The following is a 16,423-nucleotide window of genomic DNA, read 5'->3' as shown; positions in this document are numbered from 1 at the left end:
ATAATGCCACACGTTGGCCCTATTAGCTCAGGGGATTAGAGCGTCTGCCTCCGGAGCAGAAGGCCGTTGGTTCGAATCCAACATGGGGCACCATCGAACGTAAGACCGTCCGAACCTCGCATGGTCCGGGCGGTTTTTCTTATACCGACGCGACGTGATGGGACGTGGTATGGCAGCAACGGATATCGAGCGCGGACTCTCGACCGCCGAGGTCGAGGAGCGCATCGCCGCCGGTAAGATCAACCGCAACATGGAGCTCAAGACCAAGTCGGTCAAAGAGCTCATCATCGAGAACCTCTGCACGCTGTTCAATTTGATCAACGTGATCTTGGCGTTCCTGGTCATTTTGACCGGTTCGTTTAAGAATCTGACGTTCCTGTTCGTGGTGTTCCTCAATACCGCTATTGGCGTCATCCAGTCCATGCGTTCCAAGAAGATGGTCGATAAGCTCACGCTGCTGACCTCGAAGAAGGCCATCGCGGTGCGCGACGGCGCCGAGGTGGAGCTCGACTTGGACCAGATCGTGCTCGACGACATCATTCGCTTGGGGCGCGGCGACCAGATTCCCGCCGACGCCGTGGTGGTTTCGGGTGAGGCACTCGTGAACGAGAGCCTGCTGACGGGCGAGAGCGACCTTATTAAGAAACAGCCCGGTTCCGAGCTCATGAGCGGCAGCTTTATCGACTCGGGCCTGCTGCGCGCCCGCGTGATCCATGTCGGCGCCGACAACTACGTGGCCAAAATTAATAACGAGGCCAAGTACGTCAAAAAGGTCAATTCCGAGATCATGAACGCGCTTAACGCCATCGTGCGCTTTGCGAGCATCATCATGATTCCGCTTGGCCTGGCTCTGTTCGCCTCGAGTGTAAGTGGGCTGTGGGATGCCGCGGGAACCCCGGGCGATAGCGCGCTTTCGTGGTGCTTCTCCGAGCTGTTGGCTGGTCATGTGCCTTCGTCGGCGCTGCTGTCCACGGTGGGCGCCCTGCTGGGCATGATCCCGCAAGGCCTGGTGCTGCTGACCTCGTCGGTGCTCGCCATCGCCACGGTGCGCCTGGCCCGCCGCAAGGTGCTGGCGCAGCAGCTCTACTGCATCGAGACGCTCGCGCGCGTCGACGTGCTGTGCCTGGACAAGACGGGCACCATCACGTCGGGTCGTATGGAGGTCGAGGGCACCTACCCGCTGCCTGTTGAGGGTGTTGGCTTTGGCGTGGACTCGGAGGAGGCGGCTGTTCCCGTCGATACCACAGTGCTCGATTTTGCGCTGGCTAACGTCGCGCGTGCGACTTCGGCCGATGCCAACGAGACCTGCCAGGCGCTGCTCAACTATTACGCCGATCGCCCGGTCGAGGTGTCTGAGCCGCTGTCGGTCATTCCGTTCTCGTCGTCTAAAAAATGGAGTGGCGCTTCTTTTGCGCAGGGCTCCTATGTGATGGGTGCCGCGCAGTTTGTGCTCTCTGATCGTGTGTTTTCTCAGGTCGAGAACCGTGTCGCCGAGCTTGCCGATACCTGCCGCGTGCTCGTGGTGGCGCGCGTGGACGGCTTTACGCCCGATGGGGATATGGTGGGCGAGGCCGAGCCCGTGGGCTTTGTGACCATCCGCGACGAGATTCGTACCTCGGCGGCCGAGACCATCGGCTACTTTAACGAGCAGGGCGTGACCCTCAACGTGATCAGTGGCGACGACCCGCGTACGGTGTCGTCGATCGCGCGCGTGGTGGGCGTGCCGGGGGCGGACGCTTATGTGGACGCCACGACGCTCGATACACCGGCCAAGCTTGATGCCGCAGTGGACCGCTACCATGTCTTTGGTCGTGTGACCCCGCAGCAGAAGCGCGAGCTCGTGCAGGCGCTCAAGCGCCGCGAGCACACCGTGGCCATGACGGGCGACGGCGTCAACGACGTGCTGGCGCTCAAGGAGGCCGACTGCTCCGTGGCCATGGCGGCCGGCTCCGATGCCGCGCGTAACGTGGCCGAGATCGTACTCGTCGACAACGACTTTGCCTCGATGCCCGCCGTGGTGGCCGAGGGCCGTCGCTCCATCAACAATCTGCAGCGTTCGGCCTCGCTATTCCTGACCAAGACGCTGTTCTCGATGGGCCTGGCGGCGCTGTGCATCGCGCTGCCGCCGTACCCCTTCGAGCCCATCCAGATGACGCTCATTAACTTCTTCTGTATTGGCGCGCCGGGCTTTGTGTTGGGCCTGGAGCCCAACAATGCTCGCGTGAAGGGGTCGTTCCTGACGAACGTGCTCAAGCGGGCACTGCCGGCTTCGATTGCGGTCATTTTGGCTGCGGTGCTCGATATCTTTGTGGCGCGCGTGTTTGGCTTTAGCCAGCTCATGCTGTCTACGATGTGCCTGCTTACGTCGTGCGCGGCGAGCGTAAGCCTGATCTGGCGCATCTCGCAGCCTCTCACGCCCTTACGTGTGGTGCTCTTTGTGTTTGTAGTCGCCGGCATCCTGGTGGGCGTTATCGGATTCCCGGAGCTGCTGTCTATTGCCAACCTGTCGATGGGCCAGATGGTTATCTTGGCTGTCATCGTGGTCTTTACCTGCTCGGTGTTCTTTAAGCTCGCCACGATGATGGATTCGCTCAAGCCGCGTCGTCGTCATGCCGCAACTGGTTTTGGCCGCGGTGTGCGCGTCCGCCTGGGTCGCGGTGGCGGCAAGGTGAGCTCGACGGGTTCGACGGCGGAGCGTTTTGCCAAGCGCGTCGCCGCCGACATGGCGCAGCGCCGCGAAGATCGCACCGCTCGCGAGGCCGAGGCCCGCGCACTCGAGGGCGTGGCCCAGGCCCAGCCCAAGAAAAGGAAGCCCACGGGCGCCAAGCGCTCCCGCGTAACCAAGTCCGCCCAAGGCATCAAAGTCTCGATGCCCAAGAAAAAGAAGTTGTAACCGCACCTTACAGGGTAGCTAAATTTGGGACGGGGCTTTTTTAGCTACCCCGGCTGATGGCCCCCAGGCTGATGGCGCGATCGATTTGGCCAATTGGCGGCCAGGGCAGCTAAAAAAGCCCCGTCCCAAATTAGCTACCCTCCGATGTTGAATTGGTGCCTTGTTCCTGTGGGGCCGTGGCGATGTTATGCTCTAACCTCGATTGTTTGAATTGCTTCGAAAAGAGGATGCCGTGATCTGCCCGCATTGCCTTAAGACTATCGAGGACGGCGCCTCGTTCTGCCCCTACTGCAACGCCTATGTCGGCCCGGGCGATGGTCCCGAGCACACCGAGTTCGTGTTCTGCGAGGGCTGTGGCGCGCGTCTTTCCCCGCATGATCGCACGTGTCCCAAATGTGGACGCCCTGCTCCGGGCATCCTTTCCGAGGACGCTGCCGCATCCGACCTGGCGGCGGGCCGTACCGCCGGTTTTCCGCGCTTGACGCAGGAGCAGATCGATACCGAGGTGCCCCATGCGCCCGCTTCGGCTGCCGCCGTGCTTTCGGATGCCGCCGACCCCAATGAGACCTGCGTGCTGCCGGCTTTCGATAAGGACTTCGGTATCCCCAAGGTCGATATCCCGATGCCGGTTTCCCTGCATGAAGACACTCAGAAATCCAAGCGCAAGGTGCATCCCGATGAGGACGCTTATCACAAGCACAAGCGTCATATTCCCAAGCCGCTTATCGTCATCGCGGTTCTTGCCGTCGTGTGCGGTGGGGCCTATTGGTTCGTGACGGCCGATCCCATGGGTGTTATGCCCGGCTTCTATGACCAGTTTGGCCAGGCCGCGCAGACGACCTTCCCTACGCGCCAAAAGGGCGAGGCGACTGAGGACGATACCAAGCAGGACGATTCTGCCGAGGTGGTCCAGGAAGAAACCGTGCTGACCGATGATCAGCTCTATACCAGGCTCGACGGTCTGTATCAGACCATCGTGTCCTACGGTGACGAGGATCAGATCGGCGAGGTCATCGATTCCTTCAACAACGGCTATCTCCGAACGCCGCTGTCCACCCGTCAGGAGCTGTCGCAGAGTGCCTACGCCCTGCGCGACCAGATCAAAAAGACGCAAGATGAGCTCAACAACCTTAAGTATCAGGACGATACGGTCTATGCGGACGACATCGCCCACCTAAAGCAGCTTGCCGAGTGGATGTACGAGCGTGTCGACGTGATCTGCCAGAGCTGGGACATTTCGCTGGCCATTCCCGATGGCGAGTCGATGAGCTCCCACCAAAGCGAGATCCTGGCGCCCATCGCGCAGGGCGGCAACAGCGCGCTGAACCAGTACGACGCCAACGTGGGCTCCTGGAAGCCGCAGCAGCGTTCCTAAAATTAGTTCGCCATAGTCGGCATAACCTACGTGCGCAATTGATGTAAGCCCGTGCTTATTGCTACAATTCGTACAAATATGCTTTAAACGCACGAGGAAGGAACCACATGTTTGGTTTTAAGAAAGAGCTCTACACGCCCGAGTATCAGCTTGTCGGCGACGAGTGCGCTGTAATCGAGACGTCGAAGGGTACCATCAAGGTCAAGTTTGACGGCGAGGGCGCTCCCATTCATGTCGCGAACTTCTGCGAGCTTTCCACGATGGGCTTCTATGATGGCCTTAAGTTCCATCGCTATGTGCCCGGTTTTGTCATCCAGGGCGGCGACCCCAATACCCGTGACATGTCCGGCGCCGACGTCGCTGCCGGTCTTGAGGGCCCCGACGGCATGCCCGGTACCGGTGGCCCCGGCTACTGCATCAAGGGCGAGTTTGCCACCAATCCGCGCAACAGCCATGTCGATGGCGCCCTTGCCATGGCACGCTCCATGGATCCCGATTCCGCGGGTTCGCAGTTCTACTTCTGCCTGGGTGCCCAGCATAACCTCGATTCCGGTTACACCGTCTTTGGTACCACGGTCGAGGGTCTCGACGTGATTTCGCAGCTGCGTGCCGGCGACGAGATCGTCCATGTCGAGATCGTTCACGAGTAAAGGGGACTTCCTTGAATAGCCAGCTGATCCAACAGGGCCGCGCCGCTTACCGCGCGGGTGATTTTTCCGCTGCAGCCCAGATGCTTGGGGCGGCAAAGACTCCCGATGAGATTATGGGCGAGGCCGATCACCTTCGTGGCAACGCCTTGATGCACCTGGGCATGTATGCCGAGGCCGCCGAGGCCTATGCCGCCGCCCTCAACGACGGCACCTACGGCAAGCGCGGCGCGCTGCTCACCAACCGCGGCAAGGCGCTCGCCGCCGTGGGCGACTACACGACGGCCGCTCAGGCGTTCTCTGCTGCTACGCAGGATGCTTCCTATGCCACGCCGTTCAAGGCCTATCTGGGCCTGGGCAATGCGCTGTTCCAGTCGGGCGACTATGCCAACGCAGGAACCGCCTTCCGTCAGGCTGCCATCGACGGCGCCAATCCGGCTCCTGCCGCCGCACTCGGCGAGCTCGGTCGTTGCTTCATTAAGCTCGGCCGTCCGGCGGATGCCGTGGAGACCTACCGCACGGCTATCGACTTTGCCGGCCCCCGCGACGACACGCGTGCGCTCAATGCCGGCATGGGTCAGGCGCTTTCTGCCGCTGGCCGTCCCTCCGACGCACTCGACGCCTTTAACGCCGCTACTGCCGATGGCATCTACCAGCTCACCTCCGAGCAGGCCGACGAGCTTGCCCGCGTGCACGATTCGCTTGCCGCGCTGTCTGCCCAGACGGCTATGGCCACGGCTCCGGCGCCCGCGATGGACGCTCCTGCCGTCGATCCGCTCGATCCTACGGGCGCGACCGGTCAGTTTATGCCCGATCCCTCGGACACCGGCTTCTTTACGCTGTCCGAGTCCGAGATGGTCCAGCAGGACCGTCAGGACCGCAAACAGGCCAAGGTCCGTCGCCGCCATCGCCACACGGGTCTCAAAGTCTTCATCGTGCTGCTTCTGCTCATTTTGATCGCCGCGGGCGGTCTGGGCTTTGCCTACACGCGCGGCTTTGGCTTCCCGTCTCAGGAGTCGGTCGTTACCGATCTGTTCCAGGCTGCCGGCGACGGTGACACCGCAAAGGCCGAGTCTTGCCTGGCCTCGAGCCTGTCCGAGGACGCCAAGTCGATGATCATCTCCTCGATTCCGCAGGGTGCCACCGTGTCCGTCGAGGGCATGGATCAGTCCATGACCGAGACGACCGCCAAGGTGAAGGCATCGCTGTCCAAGGGAGGCGAGCAGGAGTACACCGTTAAATTCGTGCGCTCCGACAACCATATCGGCTGGGCCGTTTCCTCGCTCGATATGGATTTCTCGGCTGTTGACAACCAGTAGTGACCTTATGGGATTTAGCTTTGCCCGGCGCTTCACCGCAAGTGAGGTGCCGGGCTTGCGCTAGTATGATGAGCTAGTAGTTTTCCAGCAATCATCCAACACATCAGGAGTTGCGTTGTTTTCTTTGATGGATATGTTCTTCGGTAGCTATGCGGGCGATCTTGCCATCGACCTCGGCACCGCCAATACACTTGTCTCAGTGCGCGGCAAGGGCATCGTCATTCGCGAGCCCTCTGTAGTCGCCATCGACAAGAACGACGAGCGCATCCTGGCGGTCGGTATCGAGGCAAAGCGCATGCTCGGCCGTACGCCCGGCAACATCGTGGCCGTTCGTCCCCTGAAGGACGGCGTCATCGCCGACTTCGACGTTACCGAGGCCATGCTTCGCTACTTTATCGACAAGGCGTCCGAGAAGCGCTATCCGTGGACTCCGCGTCCGCGTGTTGTCGTCTGCGTTCCCTCCGGCGTCACGTCGGTCGAGAAGCGCGCTGTCTTTGAGGCCACGATCCAGGCCGGTGCCCGCCAGGCCTATCTGATCGAAGAGCCTATGGCTGCCGCCATCGGCGCCGACCTGCCCGTCGAGGAGCCCACCGGCTCCATGGTTATCGACATCGGTGGCGGTACTACCGAGGTTGCCGTTATCGCTATGGGCGGCATCGTCGTTTCGCAGTCCATCCGTATTGCCGGCGACGAGTTCGACCAGGCTATCCTCACGCACGTTCGCGATGCCTACAACCTGGCCATCGGCGAGCGTACGGCAGAGGACATCAAGATCAAGGTCGGCTCCGCCGTGCCGCTCAAGGACGAGCTCGACGTCGAGGTCAACGGCCGCGACGTGATCACCGGTCTGCCCAAGACCGTGCGCATCGAGAGCGAGGAGATTCGTCGCGCACTCAACAAGCCGCTCGACGAGATGGCCAAGGCCGTCAAGGACGCACTCGACGCTACGCCTCCCGATCTTGCCTCGGACCTTATGTACTACGGCATTTTGCTGACCGGCGGCGGCGCGCTGCTGCGCGGTCTCGACGTGCGCCTGCGCGATGAGACCGGTGTTTCGGTCAACGTTAGCCCCACGGCGCTCGATAACGTCGTTAATGGCTGTGCCCGCGTGCTCGAGGCCAATGCGTTTGATGGCGGCTTCGTCCAGACCAATGCTTAATTTCCAAAAGGTGGATTCCATTTGGCACGATCTTCGGGTTTCTCCATAAATCTGAATACCAAGCGACAATCAACGGGTATGCGCCCGTTGATTGTTTTCAGCCTGATTTCGGTGTTGCTGCTCACGTTTTACATCCGCGAGGGCGAGGCAGGGCCGATTCATGCCGTGCGTTCGGGCGTGACGACGATTACCTCGCCGATACGCTTTGTGGGCTCGGCTGTGGCGGCTCCCTTCAATGCGATCGGCAACGTGTTCTCTAACCTTACGGCGTCGCAGGACACGCTTGACGAGCTTAAGAAGCAAAATGAGGAGCTGACCTCTAAGGTCGCCGAGCTCTCCGAGGCCCAAAAGACTGCTGAGCGTCTGGAGGGGCTGGTCGGCCTGCAGTCGACCTACAACCTCAAATCGACCGCAGCTCGTATCGTTGGTGCCTCGGGCGATGCCTGGACCTCGACCGTCACGATTGATAAGGGTTCTGCCGACGGGCTTACCATCAACATGCCTGTGACGAGTTCGGCCGGTGTTATCGGCCAGATCATCGAAGTCTCGGCCAAAACGTCCACCGTGCGCCTGATTGGCGACGAGAACTCCGGCGTATCCGCCATGGTGCAGGACACGCGCGCCCAGGGCATGCTGCAGGGTCAGGCTGACGGCACGCTGCGTCTTGAGTACGTGAGCGTCGACTCCGATGTTAAGGTTGGCGACATCATCGTGACCTCGGGCATCGGTGGCGTGTTCCCCAAGGGTCTACCGCTCGGCACCGTCTCGTCGGTTGAGAAATCGGCAAACGACGTGTACTACACCATTGTGGTGCGCGCTCAGACCACGGCCGAGAACAACGAGGAAGTGCTGGTCATCACCTCGCTGACCGACGAACAGTCGGCCTCGGATGAGGACGTGAGCACGGCCAACAGCACGCCGCAGGGAACGTCGCGCGATGCTGCGACCAAGACGAAGGACGAGAGCTCGGATGACAGTTCCGACACGTCCGAGACGACCGATTCCGGCTCGAGCGAATAGGGGGCATGTCCATGGATCTACACGAGCAGGGGATGAGCTCCCGCACGTTTGTAATCGCCGCCATCGTGTGCGTGCTGCTGCAGGCAGGCCTGGCACCGCAGATCTCCATTGCGGGCGGTCGCGTCAACTTCATGATTATCCTGGTGTGCCTAAGCGTGTTCTCGGGCGACCCGACCCGTGCCGTCGTGTGCGGTTTTTGCAGCGGCTTGTTCTATGACCTGTCCGCTGCCGTGCCGGTGGGCGTTATGTCGCTCCTGCTGACCGTGGGTTCTTTTGCCCTGGTGCACAGCGCCGTCGGTCAGACGGGCGGTACCTCGAGTGCGCGCGGCGTCACTGTGGGCGCCTTCGCGCTCGTCATTAATGTGATCTACAGCATTATCTTGCTGTTTATGGGTTTGGAGACGAGCTTTGTCGTGGCGATCTTCGGCCATGCGCTGCCGTCCTCGATCCTGACGGGTCTGGTTGCCATTCCGTTTTTGATGTCCGGCGTCGTGCCACAGTCCGGCTATGGATTCTCCGCACGTGGCGGACGCCAGACGGGTATGCGCTTTAAGCCCAAGACCCGCAAGCTCAAATAGGGGAGGCCCGTAGATGTCTTCCCAGTTGACGGTTATTATCGCCGGTATCGTGCTGGTTGTGGCCATCGTGGTCGCGCTGGTCATCATGCGTCGTGGCGATTCCCGTTTTACCTACGATACGCAGCATGGAACGGCCCCGCGCGCCACCGAGGGCGAGGGCAATACCGCGGCGACCGCCTTTAAGGGCCGCTTTTCCATCCTCACCGCGGGTGTGGGCGCGATGTTTGCGGCGCTTGCCGTCAAGCTGTGGGGCATGCAGATGGTCTCGTCGGACTATTACGAGAAGCAGGCTAATAGCAATCAGACTCGCACCGTTACCACACCCGCTGTGCGCGGCCGCATCCTCGACCGCAATGGCGTGGCGCTTGTCCAGAACCGTCCCTCACTTGCTGTCGTGGCCTACCGCGATCTTGCCGAGGATGAGGTTCTGGTTCGCCATCTTGCCAACGTGCTCGGTATGCCCTACGTGGCGGTTCTGCGCAATATCCAGGACAATTCCGAGGGCGCCCAGAGCCTGCATACCATCGCGACGGATGTCCGTCGCTCCACGGTTGCCTATATTCAGGAGCATGCCGGCGAGTTCCCGGGCGTCAAGATTGCCGAGCGTACCGAGCGCCAGTACCCGTACGGCGAGACGGCCTGTCACATTTTGGGCTATACAGGCACCATTACCTCAGAGCAGCTCGAGGCCCAGAATAAGAAAACCTCTGGCGTTGATGATGCTTCTGCTGGCCGGATTACGTACCAGTCGGGCGATATCGTGGGCCAAGCGGGCGTTGAGAGCTACTACGAAAACCTGCTGCAGGGTATTCGTGGCGAGCAGACCGTCAAGGTCGATGCCTCGGGCAATGTGACCGGTCAGGCCGGCGCCGTGCCCGCGAAGGCCGGCTCCGACATTAAGCTCACGCTCGACCTTAAGATCCAACAGGCCTGTGAGACGGCGCTGGCGAGCGCTATCGAGCTTGCCAAGACCACTGGCTACAGCAATGCCGGCAACGGCGCCGTGGTGTGTCTCGATCCCAACAATGGCGAGATCCTGGGCATGGCCAGCGAGCCCAAGTTCGATCCCTCCGTCTTTATCGGCGGCGTCTCAAATGACGTGTGGACCGAGCTCAATGATGACGAGGGTTCACACCCGCTGCTCAACCGCGCCATTAGCGGACAGTACATGTCGGCCTCGACCATCAAGCCACTCTCGGCACTGGCCGGTCTTGAGTTTGGAACCTACACCTCAACGCAGACAACCAACTGCACGGGCTATTGGACGGGCCTGGGTAAGGCTTGGGGCAAGCGCTGCTGGCTGCATTCCGGCCACGGCACCATGACGCTGCAGTCGGGTATCGCCAACTCGTGCGACCCCGTCTTCTACGACATGGGCAAGGCGTTCTTCTATGACGAGCAACATCCCGAGGGCCTGCAGGAGGTCTTTCGTCGCTGGGGCCTAGGCAAGACCTGTGGTATCGATCTGCCGAGTGAGGGCGCGGGCCGTATTCCCGATGCCGAGTGGAAAGAGTCGTACTTCACCGATGCCTCTGCCGAGGATCGTAAGTGGAATGCCGGCGATATGACCAACATTGCCATCGGCCAGGGCGACATCCTGGTGACGCCCCTGCAGATGGCGTGCGCCTATATGGGTCTTGCCAACGGCGGCAAACAGTACGTGCCTCACGTGTTTTTGTCTGCCGTGTCGCGCGATGGCGACGGCGATGCCTATAAGTACAACGGCAAGGGCAAGAAGAAGCGTCTGGAGGCCAAGATCAACAGCGATTCGGATTTGGCTCTTGTTCGCAACGGCATGCACGACGTGATTTACACGGCATCGACGTCCCTGGCGGCTCACTTTGGCACCCTGACGCCGCAGGTATACGGCAAGTCGGGCACGGGCGAGAAAAGCGGCGAGGACGAATACGCGTGGTTCTGCGCCTATGCACCGGCCGATGATCCCAAGTATGTCATCGCTACTGTCCTGGAGCAGGGCGGCGGTGGCTCAGATACCGCGATGCATGTCGTGCGCGACGTGCTCGGCGTGATTTATGACGAGCCCGATACCTCTTCGGCCTCGGGCGATTCTTCGGTTCGATAGGAGGTTGCGATGGATTTTTCTCCGGCGGATCTGTTCCGTTCAACCAAGACCGGCTCTCGCAGCAGCCTGGACCGCGTCAACAAGCAACTTTCGGCCTCGCGCGGCACGTTTCGCCAAAAGGTGCATATCGGTGTGCTCGTGGCTACTGTGGCGCTTGTCGCCTACGGTGCCATCATTATCTGGTCGGCTTCGCAGTTTAAGGCCGATGCCTCGTTCTCACGCCATCTGCTGGGAATTGGCATCGGTGCGGTGCTGGCGGTGCTGGTCTGGCGTATCGACCTGCGCGGTATTTCCAATTTCTCGACGGCGTTGCTCGTCATCGACCTGATCGTGATCTTTTCGCCCAAGATTCCGGGTCTGTCCTATACGGGCGGTCTGGGCATGACGGGCTGGATCAAGATTCCCGGTATCGGCTTGACATTCCAGCCGGTTGAGCTTGCCAAGCTCATCACCATCTTCTTTATTGCTACGCTTGGCTCGCAGTATAACGGTCGTATCGATACCGCTCGCGACTACGTCAAGCTCTGCGGCATGCTGTCCATTCCGTTTTTGGCCGTCGTTGCCATGGGCGACCTGGGCTCGGGCCTGGTCGTGCTGGTTTCGGGCGCCATCGTCATTTGTATGAGCGGTGCGCGCCGCGAATGGGTGCTGTCGACCCTAGCCCTGCTCGTGGGCCTGGTGGCCCTCGTCCTGGCGCTCGATTCGGTCTTTGATTCGTTGCTCGGCCACGATGTGCTCATCAAGCAGTATCAGATGAACCGTCTGACGGTCTTTATCGACCCCGATAATGCCGATTCGGACGATGCCTACAACCTGCAGCAGTCGCTTATCGCCGTTGGCTCGGGCGGCTTCTTTGGTAAGGGCTTGGGCCATGCGACGCAGTCGGCCGGCGGCTTTCTGCCTGAGTTCCACACCGACTTCGTCTTCGCCTTCCTGTCCGAGACCTTTGGCTTTTGCGGTTCCTTTTTGCTCCTGTGCCTCTACGTGCTGTTGATCTTTTCGACGATTCGCGTCGCCTTTAAGTGTGAGTCGCTGTTTTTGCGTCTTTCGTGTGTGGGCATCGTTGGCATGTGGGCGTTCCAGACCTTCGAAAACATCGGCATGTGCATCGGCATGATGCCGATTACCGGTATTCCGCTACCGTTTATTAGCTTTGGTTCGTCTTCGATGATGATTCAGCTGCTGACGGTGGGTATCGTACAATCCATATGGCGGCATCGTTCGGGCGCCGCGTAACCGCTGGAGGAGTTTGCTATGAAAATTCCCGTAGATAAGCTGACCCGCGCTTTTAAGATGGGCGCGTCCGTTAAGAAGGATTCCGATACGCCGGTGCGCGTCTCGGTCTATCTGGATTCGTCCGCCTCGCGCTTTCTGGCCGAGACGGTGCGTGACGCCTTTGTGCCGCAGACGACCTCGGGCATTGTGCGCGTCGAGCGTCTGGGGGAGGAGCGAATTGCTCCAAAGACCGATACTGATGTGGCACTGGTGCTCTCGTGTGGTTCTGACCGCTTGGAGAGTGCCGTGCAGGAGCTCGTGATCGCCGGCGCGCCCGTATGCGTGCTTGCCGAGTCTGCTGTGGAGGCGCCGTTTATCGAGGAGTCCACGCCCATGCTCGGCGTGGTAGCGGCAACCGATAAGACGTATCTGCTCGAGACGCTTGCCCGCTGGATTCTCGATCGCACCGACAAGGAAACGGCTTTTGCGGCGAACTTTGCCTTCATGCGCATCGCGGCGGCCAATCGTATTATCACCTCGTGCGCGCTTACCAATATGGCGACCGGTGCGTTGGTGTTTTTGCCGGGCGCCGATTATCCCGTTATGGCGCTGGCGCAGGTGGGTATGCTCTTTGAGCTCGCTGCCGTCTTTGGGCGCGGCATTAAGCCTGAGCGCGGCTACGAGGTCGCGGGCGTGCTTGCCGGCGGTCTTGTGATCCGCGCGGTCACCCGCGTGCTCGTCAAGCAGACGCCGCATATTGGGTTTGCCGTCAAGGCGCTCACTGCCGCCGCGGGCACCTATGGTATGGGCCGTGCGCTCGCTTCGCTTTACGAGCGCGATGTCGACTACAGCCGTGCCAACGAGGTGGTCACTGCCACGTTCTCCCGCGTTCGCGATCTGGTGACCACGGTCGCGGGCGCTACCCGTCCTATGGCGTCCTACCAGGACGCATCCGATCTCGCTGCTTAGGGGTTTTCCGTTGCGCGTTGCATACCAAGATTGTTTTCATTTAATTGAGCCGCTGCTCGCCAAGGTCGAGAAACCGAGCCGCTATATCGATCACGAGTGGGGCACGCTTTCCAAGGCCGATGCCGATTACCGTTGTTGCCTGATCTATCCGGACGTATACGAGGTCGGTCTGCCCAACCAAGGTATCGCCATCCTCTACAACATTCTTAACCAGGCCGAGGGCATCTCCTGCGAGCGCGGCTATGTGCCGTGGCCCGATATGGGTGACGCCATGCGCGAGGCGGGTATTCCGCTGCTGTCGCTCGAAGGTGCCGCCCCCGTCGCTTCGTTTGATATCGTCGGCCTGCATGTGCCGCACGAGATGGCGGTGACGAACTTCCTCGAGGCTCTCGACCTCGCTGGCATTCCGCTGTTGGCGGCCGACCGCACCGAGGACGACCCCATTGTCATCGCCGGTGGTCCTTCGGTGTACAACCCCGAGCCGTACGCGGCCTTCTTCGATGCTATCCTCATTGGCGAGGGCGAGGAATCGCTGCTCGAGACCTGCCAGCTGCATCGACGTCTGCGTGACGAAGGGGTCCCGCGCGCGCAGATTGTTGAGCAGCTTGCATCCATTGCCGGCAACTACGTGCCGTCGCTCTATGAGGTTCGTCACGACGAGCCCTGCTCGCCGCATGGCTACACCGTGCCGCGTGAGGGAAAGGATGCGCCGACTGTGGTCTACAAGCGCGTCGTCGAGGACTTTGGTGCCACCAATCCGCTGTCGCAGTCGTGCGTACCCTATGCACAGCTGGTCCACGACCGCCTGTCTATCGAGATCCTGCGCGGCTGCGCCCGTGGGTGTCGTTTTTGCCAGGCAGGCATGACGTATCGCCCGGTGCGCGAGCGCTCGGCCGACCAGATCGTCTCGTCGGTGATTCAGGGTCTGGAAAAGACCGGCTATGACGAGGTGTCGCTGACCTCGCTCTCCACGACTGACCACTCCTGCATTCGCGACGTGCTCGGCAGGCTCAACCGTCGCCTGGAGGATACGGGTATTCGCGTGTCCATTCCGTCGCAGCGCCTGGATTCGTTTGGCGTGGATATGGCCGAGTCGGTCGCCGGCGAAAAGAAGGGCGGCCTGACGTTCGCGCCCGAGGCCGGCAGTCAGCGCATGCGCGACATCATTAACAAGAACGTGACCGAGGAGGACCTGGACCGTGCGGCCAAGGCGGCCTTCGAGGCCGGCTGGAACCGCATGAAGCTCTACTTTATGATGGGCCTTCCCGGCGAGCGCGACGAGGACATCGTGGCCATCGCCAATCTGGCCGATCACGTGCTGGAACTCGGTCGTTCCGTGGTGCCCAAGGCTCGTCGCGGCTCGATTTCGGTGTCCATCTCGGTTTCGGTCTTTATCCCCAAGGCTGCCACGCCGTTCCAGTGGTGCCCGCAGCTCGATTACGACGACGTCAAGCGTCGCCAGAAGCTGCTTATCACGAGCGTTCGCAACCGTGCCGTCCGCGTGCATTACCACGATGCCGAGACCTCGCTCATCGAGGCCGCGCTGTCCCGCGCCGGTCGTGACATGACGCCCGTCATCATCGATGCTTGGCGCGCGGGCTCTCGCTTTGACGCCTGGGTAGAGCATTTCTCGCTCGATAACTGGAAGGGGGCTGCTGCCAAAAACGGCATCGACCTCAATGAGCTCGTGCACCTGCCCTACGAGTTGGACTGGCGCCTGCCGTGGGAGCACGTGAGCCCCGGTTGCACGCGCGGCTTCCTCGAGCGCGAGTACCGACGCTCGCTCGAGGGTGTCACGACTCCCGACTGCACCCGCACGTCGTGCACCGGCTGCGGAATCTGCCCCACGCTCCACGCCAAGAATGTATTGATGGGTGATCGCGCATGAGTGAGCGCCTGACCGACAACCCCACGCTCTTTAGACTTCGTGTTCGCTATGGCAAGCGCGATCGCCTTAAGTACCTGGGCCATCTCGAAGTAATCCATACCATTGAGCGCATCGTGCGCCGTGCGGGACTTCCCTATGCCGTCACGCAGGGCTTCTCTCCGCACATGCGCGTGGGCTTCTCTTCGGCGCTACCGGTGGGTACGTCGTCGACCTGCGAGTGGTATGACCTGTTTATGACCGAGTTCGTGGCGCTCGACGAGGCGTTTGGGCGCCTGGCTGCGGCGTCTCCGGCCGATCTGGCACCCATCGAGGCGGCGTACATCGACGTGCGCACGCCGGCGTTGACGGCGCAGCTCACGCGCCTGTCGTATCGCATTGACCTGCACTTGGATCCCGAGGCGCCCGTAAGCGCCGACGAGGTGCGTCGCGCGATCGACGCACTGCGCGCGGACCATGGCATCGACTACGCGCGCGGCAAAAAAAGCAAGCGCTTGGATTTGGATCACACTCTCGTGGGCTATGAGCTCACGGCGGGGGATCGCCCGGACCATTTGGTGCTCATGCTCGACACCCATGCCGACAACGAGGGCTCCATGCGTCCGGAAATTTTGCTTTCCGCTGCTGATGTTTTGTTGCAGGGCTTGACCCCGGGCGTGGATGCACCTATTGTTTCCACCGGTATGCAAGACCTCGTGACCATCTGCTCCTACGATGTCGAGCGTCAGAATCAAGCATGCGAGGACGACGAGGGCCGACTCGTCAGCCCCATACCTGTGCGAACTTGTGGATTTGCTCCACATACTCGTTGACGGGGGTATTATCGCCTGCTACTATATTCGGCTGTTGCACTAACTGATGCATGAAGGGCAAGTAAACATGTACGCAATCGTTAACACGGGCGGCAAGCAGTACAAGGTCGCCACCGACGATGTCATCACCGTCGAGAAGATCGAGGGCAATGAGGGCGACAAGGTCACCCTGCCGGTCATCTTCCTCAACGATGGTAAGAAGATCGTCACCGATCCCGACAAGCTGGCCAAGGCCAAGGTTACCGCTCAGATCGTTGAGCAGTTCAAGGGCGAGAAGCAGCTGGTCTTCAAGTTCCACAAGCGTAAGCGCTATCGTCGTCTGAAGGGTCATCGTCAGCAGCTCACCAAGCTGAAGATCGTGAAGGTCCAGGCTACGTCCCGCGCCAAGAAGGCTGTCAAGGCAGAGGCCGAGGCTGTTGCCGAGGCTCCCGTCGCCGAGTAGATTACACTCGTAACGAAAGAGTAGGT

General features: G+C 60.8%; 13 protein-coding genes and 1 tRNA gene. All 14 read left to right on the top strand.

Annotated features, from left to right (window positions below):
• Positions 1 to 16 precede the first annotated feature (16 nt).
• The 14 genes from DW123_RS06925 (at position 17) to rplU (ending at position 16,397) form a co-directional block, all read left to right on the top strand.
• Positions 17 to 93 (top strand) — tRNA-Arg (locus DW123_RS06925).
• Positions 94 to 169: 76 nt separating this feature from the next.
• Entirely contained in the window at positions 170 to 2,893 is a 2,724-nt protein-coding gene (locus DW123_RS06920) for an HAD-IC family P-type ATPase (protein WP_118273323.1), read from the top strand.
• A 232-nt stretch (positions 2,894 to 3,125) separates the two neighbouring features.
• Positions 3,126 to 4,268 (top strand): zinc ribbon domain-containing protein, encoded by a 1,143-nt coding sequence (locus tag DW123_RS06915; protein WP_158570727.1) that lies wholly within the window; start codon positions 3,126 to 3,128, stop codon positions 4,266 to 4,268.
• 107 nt (positions 4,269 to 4,375) lie between these two features.
• Positions 4,376 to 4,918 (top strand): peptidylprolyl isomerase, encoded by a 543-nt coding sequence (locus DW123_RS06910; protein WP_055249980.1) that lies wholly within the window; start codon positions 4,376 to 4,378, stop codon positions 4,916 to 4,918.
• A gap of 11 nt (positions 4,919 to 4,929) precedes the next feature.
• On the top strand, positions 4,930 to 6,234 hold the full coding sequence (locus DW123_RS06905) for a tetratricopeptide repeat protein (protein WP_233540146.1): 1,305 nt from the start codon (positions 4,930 to 4,932) through the stop codon (positions 6,232 to 6,234).
• A 127-nt stretch (positions 6,235 to 6,361) separates the two neighbouring features.
• Positions 6,362 to 7,393 carry a rod shape-determining protein gene (locus DW123_RS06900; RefSeq protein WP_006236061.1) on the top strand — a complete coding sequence of 344 codons (1,032 nt, stop codon included), beginning with the start codon at positions 6,362 to 6,364 and terminating at the stop codon, positions 7,391 to 7,393.
• Positions 7,394 to 7,471: 78 nt separating this feature from the next.
• Positions 7,472 to 8,413 (top strand): rod shape-determining protein MreC, encoded by a 942-nt coding sequence (gene mreC / locus DW123_RS06895; RefSeq protein WP_117763034.1) that lies wholly within the window; start codon positions 7,472 to 7,474, stop codon positions 8,411 to 8,413.
• A gap of 11 nt (positions 8,414 to 8,424) precedes the next feature.
• Positions 8,425 to 8,991, top strand: a complete 567-nt coding sequence (locus tag DW123_RS06890) for a hypothetical protein (protein WP_117763033.1) — start codon at positions 8,425 to 8,427, stop codon at positions 8,989 to 8,991.
• A gap of 13 nt (positions 8,992 to 9,004) precedes the next feature.
• Positions 9,005 to 11,074 carry a penicillin-binding protein 2 gene (gene mrdA / locus DW123_RS06885; protein WP_117763032.1) on the top strand — a complete coding sequence of 690 codons (2,070 nt, stop codon included), beginning with the start codon at positions 9,005 to 9,007 and terminating at the stop codon, positions 11,072 to 11,074.
• Between the two features lie 9 nt (positions 11,075 to 11,083).
• A complete protein-coding gene (locus DW123_RS06880) occupies positions 11,084 to 12,310 on the top strand; it encodes an FtsW/RodA/SpoVE family cell cycle protein (RefSeq protein WP_117799077.1) in 1,227 nt (408 codons plus the stop codon).
• 18 nt (positions 12,311 to 12,328) lie between these two features.
• Entirely contained in the window at positions 12,329 to 13,258 is a 930-nt protein-coding gene (locus DW123_RS06875) for a YcjF family protein (RefSeq protein WP_118273325.1), read from the top strand.
• A 10-nt stretch (positions 13,259 to 13,268) separates the two neighbouring features.
• Positions 13,269 to 15,146 carry a TIGR03960 family B12-binding radical SAM protein gene (locus DW123_RS06870; protein ID WP_117794417.1) on the top strand — a complete coding sequence of 626 codons (1,878 nt, stop codon included), beginning with the start codon at positions 13,269 to 13,271 and terminating at the stop codon, positions 15,144 to 15,146.
• Positions 15,143 to 15,955 carry a TIGR03936 family radical SAM-associated protein gene (locus DW123_RS06865; RefSeq protein WP_117735143.1) on the top strand — a complete coding sequence of 271 codons (813 nt, stop codon included), beginning with the start codon at positions 15,143 to 15,145 and terminating at the stop codon, positions 15,953 to 15,955. The genes DW123_RS06870 and DW123_RS06865 overlap by 4 nt, the downstream gene beginning before the upstream one ends.
• A 67-nt stretch (positions 15,956 to 16,022) precedes the next feature.
• The gene (gene rplU / locus DW123_RS06860) at positions 16,023 to 16,397 is read left to right on the top strand and encodes a 50S ribosomal protein L21 (RefSeq protein WP_035138585.1); all 375 of its coding nucleotides are present in this window, start codon (positions 16,023 to 16,025) and stop codon (positions 16,395 to 16,397) included.
• Positions 16,398 to 16,423: the final 26 nt, after the last annotated feature.

The organism is Collinsella sp. AM10-26 (assembly GCF_003472525.1).
Taxonomy (GTDB): domain Bacteria; phylum Actinomycetota; class Coriobacteriia; order Coriobacteriales; family Coriobacteriaceae; genus Collinsella.
Note: the sequence above shows the minus strand (reverse complement) of the source record. Positions and strands in the feature narration are given on the sequence as shown.